Origin of the sequence: Streptomyces sp. KM273126 (genome assembly GCF_004337435.2) — a bacterium.
GTDB lineage: Bacteria > Actinomycetota > Actinomycetes > Streptomycetales > Streptomycetaceae > Streptomyces > Streptomyces acidicola.
This window is the reverse complement of sequence record NZ_SJXB02000001.1, coordinates 3,469,448-3,486,299: the sequence shown is the minus strand read 5'-3', so window position 1 is coordinate 3,486,299 and position 16,852 is coordinate 3,469,448. Positions and strand designations below refer to the sequence as shown.

Sequence of the window (16,852 nt, the reverse complement as noted above, 5' to 3'; positions counted from 1 at the left end):
GAGGAGACCGACGCCCAAGCTGTCGGGCTGGGGACAGGACGGGGGGTCTGTGACCGCGAGGCGGCCCGGGACGGAGCCGTCGGGCCTCGGAGCGCACGGGGGACCTGAGAGTGCGCGAGCACCCTCGACGCAGCCGTCGGGACTGGGGCGGCGTGTCCGGATCACGGGCCGTCCCCCTCCAGCGCTGCCCCTGCCTCGCCCACGACCGTCCAGCCGGTGTCGAACCCTGGGAAGAACACGGGAACTTGAGCCTCGACACGGGCGGTCATGACGGAGCCCTGCGGGTCGCAATCGATCCCCGCGCCACTCCAGGCCCCCGGCAGATCCTCGCTACCGGCGGCCTGGCACGAAGCCAGGAAATCGCCGTCCAGCGCATACGCCGCCGTAGCCGCCCGCGCCGCCTCATCCGCCGCGTTCCCCGCGAGCGAGTACGTGTAGCCGTACAGCACGCACTGCCACAGGATCGCCATCACCACGAGCAGCAGCGGGAACATCCCGACGAACTCCAGCGTCACCGACCCCCGGTCGCCGCCCTTGCGCCGCAGTACCAGCGAGCCCCGGTCCGAGGCCGGCTTACGGCGGCGGCCGCCTCCGCCCTCGTGGGCCACGACCAGCTCCAGCTCCGCCGCCAGCGACCACAGGGCCTGCTTGACCGTGGACTTGGCGTCGAGGTCCTGCAACCGCCCCGCGTCGACCACCGACTGGAGTTCCTTGAAGGCCGCCGGGACGGTGACCCGTGAGACCCGCGTGCCCGTGACCTTCTCCACCAGCGACGGCTGGATCTCCGTGCCCCGTGAGTGGCGGTTGACGACTGTGAGGGTCTCCTCCGCCTTGCGGATCTGGAGGCGGTCCCAGAGGCGGACCATGCGTTTGGCGGCGCGGACCGCGACGACGTCGGGGGTCACGAGCAGCAGCGCCTGGTCGGCCGTCTCCACCGCCGCCGCGGTCGCCGCGTTCATCTGGGAGCCGCAGTCGACGATCACCACGTCGTGCCGGGCGCGGAGGGCGCCGAGCACCTGGCGGGCCACCCGGTCGGTGACCTCCTCGCCGCGCTCGCCCTCGGCGGGGGCCAGCAGCAGGGCGAGGCCCGTGTCGTGGGCGTAGACCGCCTCCTGGAGGACGCGCGGGTTGATGTCCGTGATGCCGGCCAGGTCGGCGACCGAGCGCCGGAACTGGACGTCGAGGTACGAGGCCACGTCCCCGGACTGGAGGTCCAGGTCGAGCAGTGCCACCGTACGGCCCGACGCGCGTGCCGCCAGGGCCAGTTGGACGGAGGTCAGCGTCGCTCCGACGCCGCCCTTGGCCCCCGTCACCGTGACGAGCGTGCCGCCGGGTCCCGCGTACAGTTCCGGCGCTCCGCTGCCGAGGTGGCGTCGCATGCCGGCCGACCAGGAGGCGGCGGCCTGGACGCGTTCGGCGAGGGCTTCGTAGCCGAGGGGGAGGGTGACGATGCCGCGGGCGCCCGAGTCCATGGCGGCCGTGAGGACACCCGTGCTCGTGTCGGCGGTGATGAGGACCACCCCGACCGCCGGGAAGCGCAGGACCAGGTCGCGGATGAGGTCGAGCGCCGGGACCGGGCCGATCCGTTCGTGGATGAGGACGACCTCGGGCAGTTCGTCCAGGGAATCCGCGGCCAGGCGGGCGAGGGAGTCGAGCAGCGCGGTCGAGTCCGGTACCGGGGCGGCCGGTTCGGCGTCCGCGAGCTGGCTCAGCAGGGTGCTCAGGGCGCGGGCCGAGTCGATGTCCCCGACGGCGGGGAGGATACGGATGGTCATCGGCCGAACCTCACCCGGGCGTACGCCGGGACCCCACGTACTGACCTCATGCGCGGCCTCCTACTTGTCCTCGTCGAGGGTGTACGTACGGTCCGAGGGCGCCACGCTGGTGGTGTCGCCGCCCGCGACCAGGGCGAGCCGGACGTGTTCGGCGAACGACTCGGCGTACGCGACGCGCTGGGCGTCCGCCGTGTCGAGCGCGAAGGTGATGGGGACCGCCTCGGTGGCCGTACGGCGGCGGTCGTTGCCGGACTGGTTGGCGTCGAGCGGGGTGAGCTTGCCGACGTCGAGGACGCGTGCGTCGGCGACGATCAGCTTGGACTGGTCGGCGCCCCTGTCGTTGTCGGCCTCGAAGGTGGCGAAGATGTTCACGCGGGAGCCGGGGTTGATCTTTCCGGCCACACCCGTCGACGCGTCGATCATGATCGCGATCTCCTGCTGCCCCGGATCGAGTTCGGGCCGGTCGACGATCATGTCGGTCTGGAGGAGGGACCCCTTCTCCAGCTTGGTGACGGCTATCTTCCCGCGGATGTCGCCGAGGTCGGTGACGGCCGTGTCCGACAGCCATCGCTCGGGCATCGACACCTTCTCGAACTGGCCGGCCGACAGCTCCTTGTACGGCGCGATGTCGTTCCTCAGGCGGTACGCCGTCACCTCCGGCCCCACCTTGGAGTCCACGTCACGGATCACCGAGAGCACCCCGGCGAACGCGGCGACGGCGCACAGGGCCGAGAGGACCAGCAGGATGACGCCACGGCGCTGGCGTGAGTTCATGACGCGGACAACCTCGATCGGGGGCGGGGGGTGGACGGGGTCAAGCGGCCTTGCTCGCTATGGAAGTTGTCTTGCTGTGGAACTTGTCTGACGTGTCGTGCTGTGGAAGTCGTCTTGCTATGGAGTTGTACGGAGGTGACTCACGTGGCGCCTCGGGGGAGCGCCCGGATGGCCGACCGTTGAACGGCGGGCGAAGAAGTCGTCAGCGGTGCCGCGCAGAATCCGCAACGGTCGCCGATGAGTTCGAGCCCGCACCAGTGGCAGGTCTCCCGGCGTACGGACGAGACGAGCTGGTAGAGCACGGACACGTCGTACAGCCCGGCGGCGAACTCGACGAGCTTCCCCGTCCCCCACCAGCGGGCGGACTCCGCGGGCAGCGGCACGGTGGCCACGCCCTGCACCTGCCAGGCGGGCGCGAGCGTCGAGGTGACCCAGTCGGAGGGCGGCTGCGGCCCGTTGGCCACCAGCAGCCGCGTACCGAACTCCGGTCCGGTGAGCTCCTCCTGGCCGACACGGACGAGCCCGGGCCGCGGATTGGCCAGTACGGCGAACTGGGCCCCCGGCACCCACGACTTGGCGTGGGACTTCAGGGACACCGGCACCCGGTCGAGCCTGGTGACGGAGCCGAGGAGGGCGCCGGCGTAGATGTAGTGGGCGAGGAGGCGCGCGGAGGAGGCCAGCACGCCCGGGCTGAAGTCGCACACGGACAGCTGCCGCAACTGCTGGGACAGCAGGGCGATCCCGAGCGGCGGCAGATCGATCCCGAGCAGAGCGATCCGGTCGCTTTCGAGCACGGAGCGGACGGCGTGCAGCCGCTGGGCGGCGGACCTTCCGGCGGCCCCGGCAGACCCGGCGACCCCGGCCCTCTCGGCGGAGGCCGAGTAGAGGGCGATCACATACCCGTGCTGCTCGATCAGCGCGTGCATCCCGATGAGGGAACTCTCCAGCGTGTCCTGCGGCTGGACGGAGGCGGGCGGGGTCTGCCGGTCGTGCGGCGGGAGCACCAGATCGGAACTGGTGACGGCTATCGCGGTCGGCACGCTCGACACCACCCCGTTCTGACTGCGGCGGGGTGGTCGACCACCGCCTCAGACCGCCCCTGTGACGTCCTGTGACGTCCTTCTGCATCCTCTTGCACAGCACCATATCCACGGCATGGCCCGCTCAACACCGAATCTCCTTGATCAACCCACGGAAAGTACGGCGAGTCCCACACAGAGTGAGACGCATGTGCCCCAACTGTGCACTGGCGTACGGAGTTTGAGGTCTGGCGAGAAACCTTGACAGCTCGATTGGTCTGGACCAAATTATAGGTCCAGCGGTGGCCACCCTGACGGATCCCCACATCCACTCCCCACGGGAGGCATCAGTGCACCGCACATCACGCGTACCAGGCATACCCAGACGCCGTCGGCGGACCTGGGCGGGAGCCCTCGCCGCCGCCCTCGCCGCGTCCGGCCTCGCCCTCACCGGCGCGGGCCAGGCATCGGCCGCGGACGTCAACAACGCCAAGAACGCCGGCTTCGAATCCGGTCTGACCAACTGGACGTGCTCCGCGAACAGCGGTACGACCGTCTCCTCCCCCGTCCGCACCGGCTCATCGGCCCTCAAGGCCACCCCGGCCGGACAGGACAACGCCCGGTGCGTCCAGACGGTCGCGGTGAAGCCCAACTCCACGTACACGCTGAGTGCGTGGGTGCGCGGCGGATACGCGTACCTGGGCGCGAGCGGCACGGGCACGACGGACGCGTCGACGTGGACCCCGGACACCACGGACTGGAAGCAGCTCACGACGACGTTCACCACCGGCGCCTCCACCACCTCGGTCACCCTCTACACGCACGGCTGGTACGGGCAGGCGGCGTACTACGCGGACGACGTGTCGGTGTACGGCCCGGACGGCGGAGGCGGCGGCGACCAGCCGCCCACCATCCCGTCCGCCCCGGCCGGCGTGACGGTGTCGGGCTCGACGTCGTCGTCCGTGTCCCTGGCGTGGAACACGGTGTCGGGCGCCACGGGCTACAACGTCTACCGCAGCGGCACCAAGGTCCAGGCGGTGACGGGCACATCGGCCACGGTGACCGGGCTCGCCGCCTCCACGTCGTACACCTTCCAGGTCACGGCGACGAACGCGGCGGGTGAGTCCGCGAAGTCGGCGACGGTCACGGGCACGACGACCACGAACCCGGGTGGCGGCAGCGCACTCCCCAAGCACGCCGTGACCGGCTACTGGCAGAACTTCAACAACGGCGCGACGGTCCAGCGCCTCTCGGACGTCCAGTCCCAGTACGACATCATCGCGGTGGCCTTCGCCGACGCGACCACGACGCCGGGCGCCGTGACCTTCAACCTGGACTCGGCGGGCCTGGGCGGCTACACGGTCGACCAGTTCAAGGCCGACATCAAGGCCAAGCAGGCGGCCGGCAAGAAGGTCGTCGTCTCGGTCGGCGGCGAACGCGGAACCGTGTCCGTCAACGACGCGGCATCGGCCACGAACTTCGCGAACTCGGTCCACTCCCTGATGCAGACGTACGGCTTCGACGGCGTCGACATCGACCTGGAGAACGGCCTCAACGCGACGTACATGACACAGGCGTTGCGGTCGCTGTCGACGAAGGCGGGCCCGTCGCTCGTCCTCACGATGGCGCCGCAGACCATCGACATGCAGTCGACGTCGAACTCCTACTTCCAGACCGCGCTGAACGTGAAGGACATCCTGACGGTCGTCAACATGCAGTACTACAACAGCGGTTCCATGCTGGGCTGCGACGGCAAGGTCTACAGCCAGGGGTCGGTCGACTTCCTGACGGCCCTGGCCTGCATCCAGCTGGAGGGCGGCCTGGCCCCGTCCCAGGTGGGCCTGGGCCTTCCGGCGTCGACCCGGGGAGCGGGCAGCGGTTACGTGGACCCCTCCGTGGTGAACAACGCACTGGACTGCCTGACCCGGGGAACGAACTGTGGCTCCTTCAAGCCCTCGCGCACGTACCCGGACCTGCGGGGCGCGATGACGTGGTCGACGAACTGGGACGCCACGGCGGGCAACGCCTGGTCGAACGCGGTGGGGCCGAAGGTGCACGGGTTGCCGTAGCGGCAACGGCCGGCAGGGGTGAGCCGGCGACGGCGGCAGCACCCGTGTCCCGTGTCCCAGCCGTGCCCGGTCCACTCGTCGAGTGGGCCGGGCACGCCCGTGCCGTCGGGCAACGGGCACATCAGGCGAACAACACGTGTCGCACATGACCCCCAGATGAATTCGTGTCGGAGGATTCCCGCACGCATGGCAACACGTCACCCCCATTCGTCACCCTGGGCCTCCCTATCAAGTGCATGGCGTATCACGGGGGTTCGGCGATGGACTTTCTCGGGTTCGAGACGTGGGTGGCGTTGCTCAGCATCGCGATCCCGGTGCTGGCGTTCGTTTGGGAGTTCTTCGTCGGCGGACTCAAACGGCTCGGCTACCGGGTGCAGATGGACACCACGGCCACGGACGCGGCCCAGTCCACGGAGGCCGGAGTGTTGCAGCACATGCAGCAGAACGGGGCCGCGCTGACCGACCCGTCGTTCGTCCTGCTGCGGATAGAGAACACCGGCTGGACCCCGATCGTCACGGACGACTACCTGTCGCCCAACGACGATCCCGTGGGCATCAGGATCAGGTTTCCGCACCGCCGCGTCGCGGGCACGGTCGTGACCGAGCTCAGTCAGCCCGGACTGCGCGACTCCTTCAACGGCGTCGGCTTCGGGGTCGACGAGGACAACGGACTCATCAAGCTGCCGAAGGTGAAGCTCAACCCCCGCGCCCACTACAAGGTGCTCGCGGTCCTCGAACGCGAGCCGGGCTACGAGGCCGAGACGTTCCCCGACCCGGAGGTCCGCGCGGGAGTGGTCGGCGGGCGGCGTGGCGGCCGGATCAATATGAGCAAGACCGAGAGCCACGTCTTCGCCTCGAAACCGGCGCGGGCGTTCATGGCTCTCCTGGTGGTGGCGTCCGTCACCCAGGCCGTCCTCACCTTCACCCGGGAGGAGCCCCGGCCCGCTCCGCTGGACTGCGCCGGCGGCACCCTGCGCCTGCACGGCTCCACGGCCTTCGCGCCCGTGGTACTGGAGGCCGCCAAGCGGTACCAGGAGACCTGCGAGGCGAAGGGTGTGAAGATCGTCCCCACCGAGGCGGGTGACTTCGAGGGCAGCGGCGACGGGCTCGAAGCGCTCGCCGCCGCCGGAGGCAAGGTGAAGCTGTCGGGCAGCAAGGGACTCGGCGACCACGTGACCTTCACCGACGGCCGCGTCGGCGGCAACCGCCCCCGGCTGCTGCCGAGACCGGTTGCCCTGTCCCTGTTCACCTTCGTCGTCAACAAGGACACCAACGTCGAGAACCTCACGCGCCAACAGCTCAAGGACATCTACGCCGGAAGGATCACCAACTGGTCCGAGGTCGGCGGCAACGACGTGCCCATCCACCTCGTGAGCCGCCGCACCGGCTCGGGCACCCGCTCCACGCTCATCCAGCGCGTCCTGGACGGCCGGCCGGTGCCGCTGCCCACCGTGGACGACTGCACCGCGCTCGACCCGGACAAGCACGGCCGCTGCGAGGTCGGCGACACCGGCACCCTGCTGGACAAGGTCGCGGCCATCCCCGGCGCCCTGGGCCACAGCGAGGTGGGCCGGACGGGCACCCGCGACGACCTCTTCCAGGTCCGCATCGACGACCAGCAGGCGACGCTGGAGGGCGTCGAGCAGGGCACGTACCCGTTCTGGCAGACCGAGTACGCCTACACCTACGGTGAGCCGCCCGCCGACTCCATCGCCGCGGCCTTCCTCCGCTACCTCGCCAACGAGGTCGGCAAGGACGTCCTGCGCTCCCACGGCAACCGGCCCTGCTCCGAACTGGAGAAGCCGCTGCTGTGCGAGCCGACGTGAGCCGACCGGCCCGAGGCGGTGCCCGTCCTGGGCTCCGGTGCGGGTGTCACTCCGATCCGGAACCGGGCCGTGGGGAACCAGGCCGCTGGCGATACTCGTCGACGACGGCTCGCTTCAGGATGGCGGACTCCCCCAGGACCGTTCCCTTCTTGCCCGTCTGGCTGTCCTTCGTCAGGTAGGTGCGTTCGCCGAGGTAGGCGAGGGTGTCACGGTCGAAGATCCACACGGTGGCCCAGGAGGACCGCTTGTCGACGCGGCGGATACCAACACCGTGCCGGCCCGCCGGATCCACCGCGTCCTCGACCCGCTTCACCCCGGGGATCTTCGCCGCGGCCTCGTACAGCGCGGCAGCGGTCCGCGGCGGCATGACGTTGCCCAGCAGTTCACCGATCTTGTCGAAGACGGCCTGCGCCTTCTCCTGGCCCTCCACCGGCTTCGTCAGACGGTAGAGCTCGTCAAGCAGTTCGTCCGGGTCGGTGGGCAGTGCCGCCAGCCACTTGTACGTGGGGCGGTTGATGCCCGCCGGGGTGCCGGGCGAACCGGGCGGCAGCAGTTCCCTGAGCGGGGAGTAGCCGCCGGCCTCGTAGAACAGCGCCAGCTGTTTCACCGGGCCCGGCTCCTGCGACCACCAGGCCTCCCGCTCGCTCAGCCGCCCGGGCTCGCACGGGCCGTCCTCCTGGCACTCCGCCCCGGCGTCCAGGCTCTTGATGTAGACCAGCTGGTCGTCGCGTACAGGCGTGGCCTCCGTCTTCGCGGCGACGTCGGCGATGCGGTCGAGCAGGACCACGGCCGTCTCACCGTCGGACGGTTCGCCCCCATAGCCGGAGTCGATGTTCGTGACGAGGCCGACGGTCAGTGCCCCGGCCAGCGTGAGGGCCGCGGCGGGCACCCACACCGCCGGGCGCAGCAGGCGGAGGCGGGGCCGCGTCGTGTGCGGGGTCTCGGACTGGGACTGGGACTGAGCAGGCGTACGGCTCTGGTCGTCGTCGATGAGCTGCATCAAACGGTCCTTGTGGTGGGAGTGGCGACCAGGGGGCAGATCCCGTTGCGGCAGGGACGGGAGCAGTCGGGTCAACTCCTCGTACGCCTCGTCCTCACGCTCGGTCCGGAACGGCCCGGAGCCAGCGGCGTTCATCGGGATCCCTCCTGAATCTCCTGGAACGGAAGGGCCGCCAACGCGGCCTCACCCGGTAGCTCTCCGCGACGAGTCGCCGGTTCCGTGTTTTTTGCTCGGGTTTCTTGGGTTTCCGGGATTTCCTCCCGCAGCCGCTGGTCGGTCAGCTTCCACAACCGTGCCCGCGCCCGGGACAGCCGCGAGCGCACGGTTCCCACCGGGACCCCGAGGGCCTGAGCCGCCTGCGCGTAGTCCAGCCCGGACCACACGCACAAGGCCAGCACCTCCCGCTCCCCGCGCCGCAGGCGGTCGTACACCTGCCGTACGGCGGCCAGCCGGCGAGCGTCGTCGAGGCGGCCGGCGCTCTCCTCGGCGAAGTCCGCCACCGGGTCCGGTGCGGGGCGGCGGGCGAGGAAGGCCAGGCGGCGGCCGAGACCCCGGTTGGCGTTGCGGGACTTGTTGGTCGCCATGCCCAGCAGCCACGGCTTCAGCGAGCCGCCGTCCGGCTCCAGTTGCTCCCGGGTGCGCCAGGCGTCGAGGAAGGTGTCCGCCATCACCTCCTCGGCGGTCGACCAGTCGCCGGTCAGCCGGAAGGCGTGGTTGTAGACGGTGCGCGCGTACTCCTCGTAGATCTCCGCGAAGGCCTCCCGGTCACCCGCCCGTATCCGCGCACGCAAGCGATCACTCATGTCCTATGCACCTCATACACCTCACACCCCTGGGCTCTCCGCCGGGCGCGGGCGGTTCCGGTGACGTGCGCCACAGGGGGCGGCGGTGCGCGGCAGCCCTGCGCGTACGCCCGCACCGGCTATGGCCACGCCCGCACCGCCTATGGCGAGGTAGGCATTGCCTTCGGGGTCGGTGCCGAGGCGGAAGCCGCTGGCTCCCGGAGCGGCTCTCTCGCGCCTGTCTCCAAGGATGGTGATTGGCAACTTTGGGACAGCTTTGCCAGCCGTGAAGAGGTCGAGAGTGGCCCAAAGTCGCCAATTACACGACGGGCCCCACCTCGGTGCAGGAGATCAGCTGCTCCCTGACGCGCTGTCCATCCAGTTGGCAGAGGTGACTCGCTTCGGCGCCCTCAGCCCATAGGGCGGTAGTACTGCAGCACAGGGAGCAACTGGGCGAACCATTCCTGGAGCCGGTCGCGGCCCTTGGCGTCGACCACGCACTCGTAGAAGCGGCCGTCGACGTGGGCGACGCCCATGACGAGGCCCTTGTTGTTGGTGCTCGGCTTGTAGTGGACGCTACGGACCTCCGGCCAGGGGAAGTCGACGCTCGCGCCGTGGTCCTCGAAGGAGACTCCGGAGGCGTCGACGACGATGGAGTTGTGGAGGTCCACGGCCAGGAACTCCGGGCCCTGGGGCACGGTCGGCTGGCCGGGCGGAGCAGCAGGCGCCGCCGGGTACGGGGCGGCGTACGGGTTGGGTGGTGGCGCGCCGTAGGCCTGGGGCGGTTGCGCGTACGGCTGCCCCGGTGGTGCGGGCGGTGGCGCGTACGGCTGCCCCGGTGGTGCGGGCGGTGGCGCGTACGGCTGCCCCGGTGGTGGGGTGTTCGGCTGGGCCGGTGGTGCGTACGGCGGGGGCGGAGGGCCGAAGCCGGGGGGCGGCGGTGGGGACGGCTGTGGCGACGGTTGTGGGGCTTCGTCGGGCTGCTGCATCGTCGGGCGTCCCCCTGCGCATCTGTCCTGGTGCCTGGTGTGGTCGGCGTGATCCACGACGCACCGTATCCGTCCCTGCGGGTGAAACATTCCCCGGGGTCCACCGCATTAAAGAAGTCGAGCGGTGCCACGAGCCCACACGAACCAGGGGGAACGCATGAGACACGTCCGCGCGGACGGCTATCCGGAGTTCGCGGCGGCGCGCGCTGGGCACCTCTACCGGTCCGCCTGTCTGCTGACCGGTGGTGACACCCATCTCGCCGAGGATCTCGTGCAGGAGACGCTCGGGCGGCTGTACACGCGGTGGGGGCGGGTGTCACGCGTCGGGAATCCGGCCGGGTACGCGCAGACCGTGCTCACCCGTACGTTCCTCGCCCACCAGCGGCGGCGCAGCAGCACCGAGCGGGCCACCGACGCGTTCCCCGACCTGCCCGACCCGCGCGGTGCCGACACTCCCCTGCGGCTCACCCTCGTCGAGGCGCTGGGCCGACTGCCCGCCAAGGACCGGGCCGTGGTCGTCCTGCGGTACTGGGAGGACCGTTCCATCGAGGAGACCGCCGACGCCATGAACGCCAGCTCGGCCGCCGTACGCACCCGCTGCGTCCGCGCCCTCGCCCGGCTCCGGGAGCTGCTCGGCGAGGACCTCGCCGAGTACGCGACGCCCTGACCCGCCTCGGCACACCCCACCCCACTCCACCCACGCCCCCAACCCGCCCACGTACGCCCCTCCAGAAACGGTGGTTCGCGATGCCCGTCGAACATCACGAGGACCCCTTCGAGCACCGGCTCGGCGACGCCCTGCGTCAGGCCGGCGGAGCCTTCGAGGCCGACGGCGCCGCCCTGGTCGCCGGCGGCGAGGTGCGGGGACGCCGGTTGCTGCGGCGGCGCCGGGCCACCGTCGCGGGAGGTGTCGCCGGCGTCGCGCTCGCGGGGGTCGGCGGGGCCCTGCTCGTGCCCTGGGGCGGGGGTGGCGACGGCGAGTCCGTGGCGGCCGCCGCCCCGACGCCGAAGCCGTCCGCATCCGCATCCGTCTCCGCCTCCCCGACGCCGGCCAGGCAGCCGATGTCGGGCGACGAACTGCTCCGTACGCTCAAGCGTCTGCTCCCCGAGGGGAAGTTCAGCCGCGAGGACTCCCGCGGAACCGGCGCGGAGTTCGGTCCGTACGCGCAGCTCGTCTACGACGACGGCAAGGGGGCGGCCGCGATCGGTATCAGCATGGGCCGGATCGAGCCGGGCAGTCAGCAGGCCCGTCAGGTGACCACATGCCCGGCCGAGGAGCTCATTCCGCACGACGCCTGCTCCACGAGCCGGCTCCCCGACGGCTCGCTGCTCATGCTCTTCCAGGGCTACGAGTATCCGGACCGCCGCGTGGACACCAAGCGGTGGAACGCCGAGCTCGTCTCCCCGGAAGGGCACCACGTCTCACTGACCGAGTGGAACGCCGAGGCCGAGGAGGACGCCCCGGTCACCCGGCCCGACCCGCCCCTCTCCACGGAGCAGCTGAAGAAGGTCGTCACCGCCAAGGACTGGCGTACGGCTGTCGACGCCATCCCGGAGAAACCAGAGGGCCCGAAAGAGCCGACCGCCTCCGCCGAGCCTCCGGCCGCCGACGGCCAGGCGATCCAGAAGACGCTCATCAGCCTGCTGCCCAAGGACGTCAAGGTGGTCTCGAAGGGGGATCAGGAGGGCGAGTACGGCTTTGTCGTCGTCGACGACGGCAAGGGCGCGACGTTCGTGCAGATCAATGTGCAGCCCGGCATGTCCGACGTCGAGAGCGAGCTCTTCGGGCCCGACGCCGAGGTCCTGCCGGACGGCACCAAGGTGACCACACGGCAGGGCCCGGGCGACGACAAGGGCATGGGGCTCGTCATGTGGACCGTCGACACCATCCGCACCGACGGCCTGCGGGTCGTGGTGATGGCCTTCAACTCGCGCTCACAGCTCACCGCCCCGACCCGCGACACCCCCGCCCTCACCATGGGGGACCTCAGGAAGATCGCCACGAGCGAGCAGTGGGAGCAGCTCCTTCAAGCCGACTGATCGACTCATCGGGCTGATCGGGCTGATCGGGCTGATCAGCCCGATCAGAAGAACTCCGCCCACGGCTGGTCCCAGATCTGCTTCACGCACAGCACCACGAACAGCACGCCCGCGACCGCGAGCATCCCGTTGCTCAGCGGCCCGTTGCGCCACTCGCGCGGGGTGCGGTCGGAGTTGAGGAGCCAGATCAGGGTGAGGGCGAGGAACGGGAGGAAGGCCGCGCCCAGGACGCCGTAGATGATGATCAGGCGGAAGGGCTGGCCCTGGAAGAGCAGCGCCATGGGCGGGAAGGTCAGCCACAGCAGGTACGCGCGGAACGGCCACGACCGCTCCCGCTCGCCCGACGCGACCTCCTCGCCCTTCAGCTCCCCGCCGCGCGTGCTGTAACGGGCCACGAAGTCGGCGAACATCAGGCTCACCCCGTGCCAGACGCCGATCAGCGAGGTGTAGGAGGTGGCGAAGAAGCCGATCAGGAAGAACTTCGCGGTGGCCGGGCCGTACTCGTCCTCCAGGATATCGCCGAGCTGGATCAGGCCCTTGTCGCCGCTCGCGATGGCGATGTTCGCGGAGTGCAGCAGCTCCGCGCCCACGAAGAGCATCGCGATCACGAAGATGCCGGTCGTGGCGTACGCGACCCGGTTGTCGAGGCGCATGACCTTCATCCAGCCCGAGTCCGTCCAGCCCTTGGCGTTGACCCAGTAGCCGTACGCGGCAAGCGTGATGGTGCCGCCGACGCCGCCGATCAGGCCGAGGGTGTTGAGGATGGAGTCCTTCTCGTCGGGCAGGACCGGGAGGAGGCCGGCGAAGGCGTCGGGGAGGTTCGGGGTGACGCGGATGGCCAGGTAGACCGTCACCACGAACATGACGCCCACCAGGACCGTCATGACCTTCTCGAAGACGGCGTACTTGTTGAACCAGACGAAGACCAGGCCGAGCAGACCGCAGACGATGCCCCACCACTTGAGGTCCATGACGTCCGGGAACAGCGCCTGCAGCGGCAGCGCGCTCGACGACATCGCGGCCGCGCCGTACACGAAGCCCCAGATCACGGCGTAGACGGCGAAGAACCACATGGTCCAGCGGCCGAGGCTCGCCCAACCGTCGAAGAGGGTGCGGCCGGTGGACAGGTGCCAGCGGCCCGCCGCCTCGGCGAGGGAGATCTTGACGAGACAGCCGATCACCGCGGCCCACAGCAGGGTGTAGCCGAAGTTGCTGCCGGCGATGAGGGTCGCGACGAGGTCACCGGCGCCGACGCCGGTCGCGGCGACGACGATGCCGGGGCCGATGTACTTCCAACTGGACTTTCGAGGGGCTGAAGTGGGCTTTCCTGTCGCTGTGTTGTCCGTGGTGTCCGCCATGCGGATCAAGAAAGCGTAAAGCGGACGACGGCACAAGAGGGCATACGGTGAAGGAAATCGGCCGTCTGGCCGCTTCAGACCGGTCACTCGCCCCGCGAAAGCGCCGGGCTCGCCCCACGAAAAGCACCGGGCTCGCCCCGTGAAGCGCGCCGGAACTCCCGGCTACGGCCGTCGCCCGCCGCAGCCGTCCAACCCGCACGTGGCGAGTTCGAACCAGACGGTCTTGCCCGGCCCGTCCTGATGGCAGCCCCAGCGGCGTGCGAGCGTGTCCACCAGGAACATCCCCCGGCCGTCCTCCGACGTCTCCGTGACCCGGTGCACCCGGGGACGGCGTCCGTCGGCGTCGGACACCTCGCAGCGCAGCACGCCGTGCGCCGCCGACAGGGTCAGCCGCAGGCGGCTGCAGGCGTGCACCACGGCGTTGGTCACGAGTTCGCTGACGAGGAGTTCCGCCGTCTCGCTCTGTTCGGTGAGCCCCCAGCTCTCCAGCTGCCTGCGGACCTCCGCGCGGGCCCGGCCGGCCGCGGAGGGGCAGGGGTCGTACTCGACGCTCCGGTGGCCGGCACCCGGCGGCAGCGGGGAGAGCGTGCCGAACCGGGGGCCGTGGTCGGGGAGTTGTCGTTCGTGTGCCTCGTATCCCACGGAAAGTCGCAGCATGCGTTCAGGGTGCGCTTCCCCGGTGTCCGGCGTCCGGCGCACGGGAGGAATACATGCTTCCGGGTGTACGCGTACCGCCTACGCCCTGACCGTGGTGCCAAGCCCGGCCAATTTCCGAGCAGTTCAGGCCAACAGAGGGTCGTCAAAATCACCCCCACCCTTGACCTGCTCATGCCACCACCGCACGATGAGCGCCACACCCGCACCAGAAGTCGTACGTCGCGCCGAACCACCCCCCGCTCCACACCCCCGGAGAACCTAGGAGACTTCATGCGACTCCGCATACGCGGCAGCGGCAACGGCAACGGCAGACCAGGTCGCCGTTCCGCCGCCCTCATCGGCCTGCTGGCGCTCACCCTCGCGGCCCCCGTCGTCGCGACGGCCTCCACCGACGCCACGGCGACCAGCGCGCAGCGTCCCTCGGCCTCGGCGGACGACATCCGCCAGTACGAGGTCCGCATGCAATCGGACGTCAAGTCCCGCACCGCGCTCCAGCAGGCCGGCGTCACCGTGGACGACGCCGACGACCACAGCGTCTTCATCTCGGGCCGCGCGGACCAGATCAAGAAGCTGAAACAACAGGGTTACGATGTCTCGCCATTGGGCGCGGCCCCCGACCGTTCGGGCGGCGAGGACGACGTAAGGCTCCTCGACTTCCCCTCGGCCGACTCGCGCTACAACAACTACGCCGAGATGAACGCGCAGATCGACCAGCGGATCGCGGCGTACCCGAACATCATGAGCAAGCGCGTGATCGGCAAGTCGTACGAGGGCCGGGACATCATCGCGGTCAAGATCAGCGACAACGTCGCGAGCGACGAGTCCGAGCCCGAGGTACTGTTCACCGCCCAACAGCACGCCCGTGAGCACCTCACCGTCGAGATGGCGTTGTATCTGATCCGTGAGCTGGGCGCGGGCTACGGCTCCGACTCCCGCGTCACGAACATGGTCAACAACCGTGAGATCTGGATCGTCCCGCAACTCAACCCGGACGGCAGCGAGTACGACATCGCCACCGGGTCGTACCGCTCGTGGCGCAAGAACCGCCAGCCCAACAGCGGTTCGTCGGCCGTCGGTACGGACCTGAACCGGAACTGGAACTACCGGTGGGGCTGCTGCGGCGGGTCCTCCGGGTCCACGTCCTCGGAGACCTACCGGGGTCCGTCCGCCGAGTCCGCGCCCGAGGTGAAGGTCGTCGCGGACTTCGTGCGCAGCCGGGTCGTCGGCGGTGTCCAGCAGATCAAGGCGGGCATCGACTTCCACACCTACAGCGAGCTGGTGCTCTGGCCGTTCGGGTACACCACCGCCGACACCACCACCGGGATGACGGCGGACGACCGCAACGCGTTCGCGACCGTCGGCCAGAAGATGGCCGCCAGCAACGGGTACACGCCCGAGCAGTCCAGCGACCTCTACATCACGGACGGCTCGATCGACGACTGGCTGTGGGGCAACCAGAAGATCTTCGGCTACACCTTCGAGATGTATCCGTCGTCGGCCGGCGGAGGCGGTTTCTACCCGCCCGACGAGGTCATCGAGCGGGAGACGTCCCGGAACCGGGACGCGGTGCTGCAGCTGCTGGAGAACGCGGACTGCATGTACCGGTCCATCGGCAAGGAGGCCCAGTACTGCGCCTAGCGCTCCGCTGGGAAAGCCGGTCGACTTGAGGTTGTTGGGGAACTGCGGGTCCGTCGTGGCCGGTCGCGCAGTTCCCCGCGCCCCTGTCTACGGGGCACTCTCCGCCGTCTCGGCCGGCTCGGTCTCGGCCGTCTCCGTTTCCGCCGCGCCCTCCTCGAAGTACGCGTCCAGCACCTCGTCCAGCTGCGACTCCCACTCCTGGAAGCGGCTCCTGGACGTCGCCTCGATCTCGATCGGGTACCAGCGACGGTCGGGGGTGTGCACCGTCACGGTGAACCGCTTCCCGAAGCGCGGGGTCTCGGTCTCCAGGGCGCCGATCTCGTCCCAGCGGAACTCGCACCGCTGGTCGTCCAGAGAGAGACGTACGCCCCTGTGGTCCGCGACGATCTTCGCGCGGCGGTCGGAGGCCTCGAAGACGGGACCGTCGGGGGTTTCCTCCTCTTCGGTCCCCTCGCTCTCTTCGGCCTCCTCGGCATCCTCGGACTTCTCGGCATCGGCCGAGGGCTCCTCGGGTGCCTTGTCCTCGACCGGGGCCGCACCGTCGGTGTCGGCGTCGGTGTCGACGTGTGCGTCTGCGTCGGCCTCGACCGCCTCCTTCGGCTTGGCGTCCTTCGGTTCGCCGGACACGGGTGAGGTGAGCCCGGGGATAAAGGCCGGGTCGAATCCGGCGCCCTCCAGGGGCTGGCTGCTCGAACCTATGCGCTGCTCCACAGCGGGCAGTATGGTCGACGATCCTGTGCCTGGCACAGCCAGCCCCTGGTTCGTTACACGCATTAAATGCGTCACCATGCGTCACACGAAGAAGCTCAGGCCCGCCGCCACCACGAAACCGGCCACCGACAGCACCGTTTCCAGGACCGTCCAGGACTTCAGGGTGTCGCGTTCGCTGATGCCGAAGTACTTGGCGACCATCCAGCTGCATTCA

At 69.8% G+C, this 16,852-nt stretch carries 14 protein-coding genes and 1 pseudogene; 5 read left to right on the top strand and 10 right to left on the bottom strand.

Translation table 11 applies throughout. The features are described 5' to 3' along the window. Positions 1 to 161: 161 nt before the first annotated feature. The 3 genes from E0500_RS15070 to E0500_RS15060 all read right to left on the bottom strand — a co-directional run bounded on the left by E0500_RS15070 (position 162) and on the right by E0500_RS15060 (position 3,589). Positions 162 to 1,775, bottom strand: coding sequence for an AAA family ATPase (locus E0500_RS15070; RefSeq protein ID WP_131567262.1), 1,614 nt, complete (start codon positions 1,773 to 1,775; stop codon positions 162 to 164). A gap of 60 nt (positions 1,776 to 1,835) precedes the next feature. Next, the gene (gene cpaB / locus E0500_RS15065) at positions 1,836 to 2,549 is read right to left on the bottom strand and encodes a Flp pilus assembly protein CpaB (RefSeq protein ID WP_131567264.1); all 714 of its coding nucleotides are present in this window, start codon (positions 2,547 to 2,549) and stop codon (positions 1,836 to 1,838) included. 140 nt (positions 2,550 to 2,689) lie between these two features. Then, complete coding sequence (locus tag E0500_RS15060; RefSeq protein WP_309505062.1) at positions 2,690 to 3,589, bottom strand: hypothetical protein; 900 nt, start codon at positions 3,587 to 3,589, stop codon at positions 2,690 to 2,692. Positions 3,590 to 3,918: 329 nt separating this feature from the next. Between E0500_RS15060 and E0500_RS15055 the strand changes: the two genes are divergently transcribed. Then, complete coding sequence (locus E0500_RS15055) at positions 3,919 to 5,637, top strand: chitinase (RefSeq protein ID WP_131567268.1); 1,719 nt, start codon at positions 3,919 to 3,921, stop codon at positions 5,635 to 5,637. Positions 5,638 to 5,873: 236 nt separating this feature from the next. Then, positions 5,874 to 7,463: a substrate-binding domain-containing protein gene (locus E0500_RS15050; RefSeq protein ID WP_258572782.1), complete on the top strand. Its 1,590-nt coding sequence runs from the start codon at positions 5,874 to 5,876 to the stop codon at positions 7,461 to 7,463. 46 nt (positions 7,464 to 7,509) lie between these two features. On the opposite strand, the gene E0500_RS15045 is transcribed toward E0500_RS15050, so the two are convergent. From E0500_RS15045 to E0500_RS15035, 3 genes are all read right to left on the bottom strand, one after another. Then, the gene (locus E0500_RS15045; RefSeq protein WP_131567270.1) at positions 7,510 to 8,598 is read right to left on the bottom strand and encodes a CU044_5270 family protein; all 1,089 of its coding nucleotides are present in this window, start codon (positions 8,596 to 8,598) and stop codon (positions 7,510 to 7,512) included. Beyond that, positions 8,595 to 9,266 carry an RNA polymerase sigma factor gene (locus E0500_RS15040; RefSeq protein WP_131567272.1) on the bottom strand — a complete coding sequence of 224 codons (672 nt, stop codon included), beginning with the start codon at positions 9,264 to 9,266 and terminating at the stop codon, positions 8,595 to 8,597. The genes E0500_RS15045 and E0500_RS15040 overlap by 4 nt, the downstream gene beginning before the upstream one ends. 389 nt (positions 9,267 to 9,655) lie before the next feature. Next, positions 9,656 to 10,234 carry a hypothetical protein gene (locus tag E0500_RS15035; RefSeq protein ID WP_181587006.1) on the bottom strand — a complete coding sequence of 193 codons (579 nt, stop codon included), beginning with the start codon at positions 10,232 to 10,234 and terminating at the stop codon, positions 9,656 to 9,658. A 157-nt stretch (positions 10,235 to 10,391) separates the two neighbouring features. Here E0500_RS15035 and E0500_RS15030 point away from each other — a divergent pair, with 157 nt between their 5' ends. Both E0500_RS15030 and E0500_RS15025 read left to right on the top strand, forming a co-directional pair. Further along, the gene (locus E0500_RS15030) at positions 10,392 to 10,901 is read left to right on the top strand and encodes a SigE family RNA polymerase sigma factor (RefSeq protein ID WP_131572360.1); all 510 of its coding nucleotides are present in this window, start codon (positions 10,392 to 10,394) and stop codon (positions 10,899 to 10,901) included. 80 nt (positions 10,902 to 10,981) lie between these two features. Continuing rightward, positions 10,982 to 12,274, top strand: coding sequence for a hypothetical protein (locus tag E0500_RS15025; RefSeq protein WP_131569701.1), 1,293 nt, complete (start codon positions 10,982 to 10,984; stop codon positions 12,272 to 12,274). Positions 12,275 to 12,318: 44 nt separating this feature from the next. Here the strand turns inward: E0500_RS15025 and E0500_RS15020 are convergent, their stop codons facing one another. Then, entirely contained in the window at positions 12,319 to 13,632 is a 1,314-nt protein-coding gene (locus tag E0500_RS15020; RefSeq protein WP_131569703.1) for an Nramp family divalent metal transporter, read from the bottom strand. A gap of 162 nt (positions 13,633 to 13,794) precedes the next feature. Then, positions 13,795 to 14,289: an ATP-binding protein gene (locus E0500_RS15015; protein WP_131569705.1), complete on the bottom strand. Its 495-nt coding sequence runs from the start codon at positions 14,287 to 14,289 to the stop codon at positions 13,795 to 13,797. A 270-nt stretch (positions 14,290 to 14,559) separates the two neighbouring features. Between E0500_RS15015 and E0500_RS15010 the strand changes: the two genes are divergently transcribed. Beyond that, positions 14,560 to 15,927 (top strand): M14 family metallopeptidase, encoded by a 1,368-nt coding sequence (locus tag E0500_RS15010; protein WP_131569707.1) that lies wholly within the window; start codon positions 14,560 to 14,562, stop codon positions 15,925 to 15,927. 87 nt (positions 15,928 to 16,014) lie between these two features. On the opposite strand, the gene E0500_RS15005 is transcribed toward E0500_RS15010, so the two are convergent. Further along, positions 16,015 to 16,638 carry a hypothetical protein gene (locus tag E0500_RS15005; protein ID WP_131569709.1) on the bottom strand — a complete coding sequence of 208 codons (624 nt, stop codon included), beginning with the start codon at positions 16,636 to 16,638 and terminating at the stop codon, positions 16,015 to 16,017. Between the two features lie 81 nt (positions 16,639 to 16,719). Further along, a pseudogene (locus E0500_RS15000) lies at positions 16,720 to 16,842 on the bottom strand (hypothetical protein); the annotation flags it as partial. Positions 16,843 to 16,852 lie beyond the last annotated feature (10 nt).

Coding starts and splice junctions, on each gene's coding strand:
- E0500_RS15050 (WP_258572782.1), top strand. CDS start 5,874: ATGGCGTATCACGGGGGTTCGGCGATGGACTTTCTCGGGTTCGAGACG.
- E0500_RS15070 (WP_131567262.1), bottom strand. CDS start 1,775: ATGACCATCCGTATCCTCCCCGCCGTCGGGGACATCGACTCGGCCCGC.
- E0500_RS15020 (WP_131569703.1), bottom strand. CDS start 13,632: ATGGCGGACACCACGGACAACACAGCGACAGGAAAGCCCACTTCAGCC.
- E0500_RS15045 (WP_131567270.1), bottom strand. CDS start 8,598: ATGAACGCCGCTGGCTCCGGGCCGTTCCGGACCGAGCGTGAGGACGAG.
- E0500_RS15025 (WP_131569701.1), top strand. CDS start 10,982: ATGCCCGTCGAACATCACGAGGACCCCTTCGAGCACCGGCTCGGCGAC.
- E0500_RS15010 (WP_131569707.1), top strand. CDS start 14,560: ATGCGACTCCGCATACGCGGCAGCGGCAACGGCAACGGCAGACCAGGT.
- E0500_RS15040 (WP_131567272.1), bottom strand. CDS start 9,266: ATGAGTGATCGCTTGCGTGCGCGGATACGGGCGGGTGACCGGGAGGCC.
- E0500_RS15035 (WP_181587006.1), bottom strand. CDS start 10,234: ATGCAGCAGCCCGACGAAGCCCCACAACCGTCGCCACAGCCGTCCCCA.
- E0500_RS15015 (WP_131569705.1), bottom strand. CDS start 14,289: ATGCTGCGACTTTCCGTGGGATACGAGGCACACGAACGACAACTCCCC.
- cpaB (WP_131567264.1), bottom strand. CDS start 2,549: ATGAACTCACGCCAGCGCCGTGGCGTCATCCTGCTGGTCCTCTCGGCC.
- E0500_RS15030 (WP_131572360.1), top strand. CDS start 10,392: ATGAGACACGTCCGCGCGGACGGCTATCCGGAGTTCGCGGCGGCGCGC.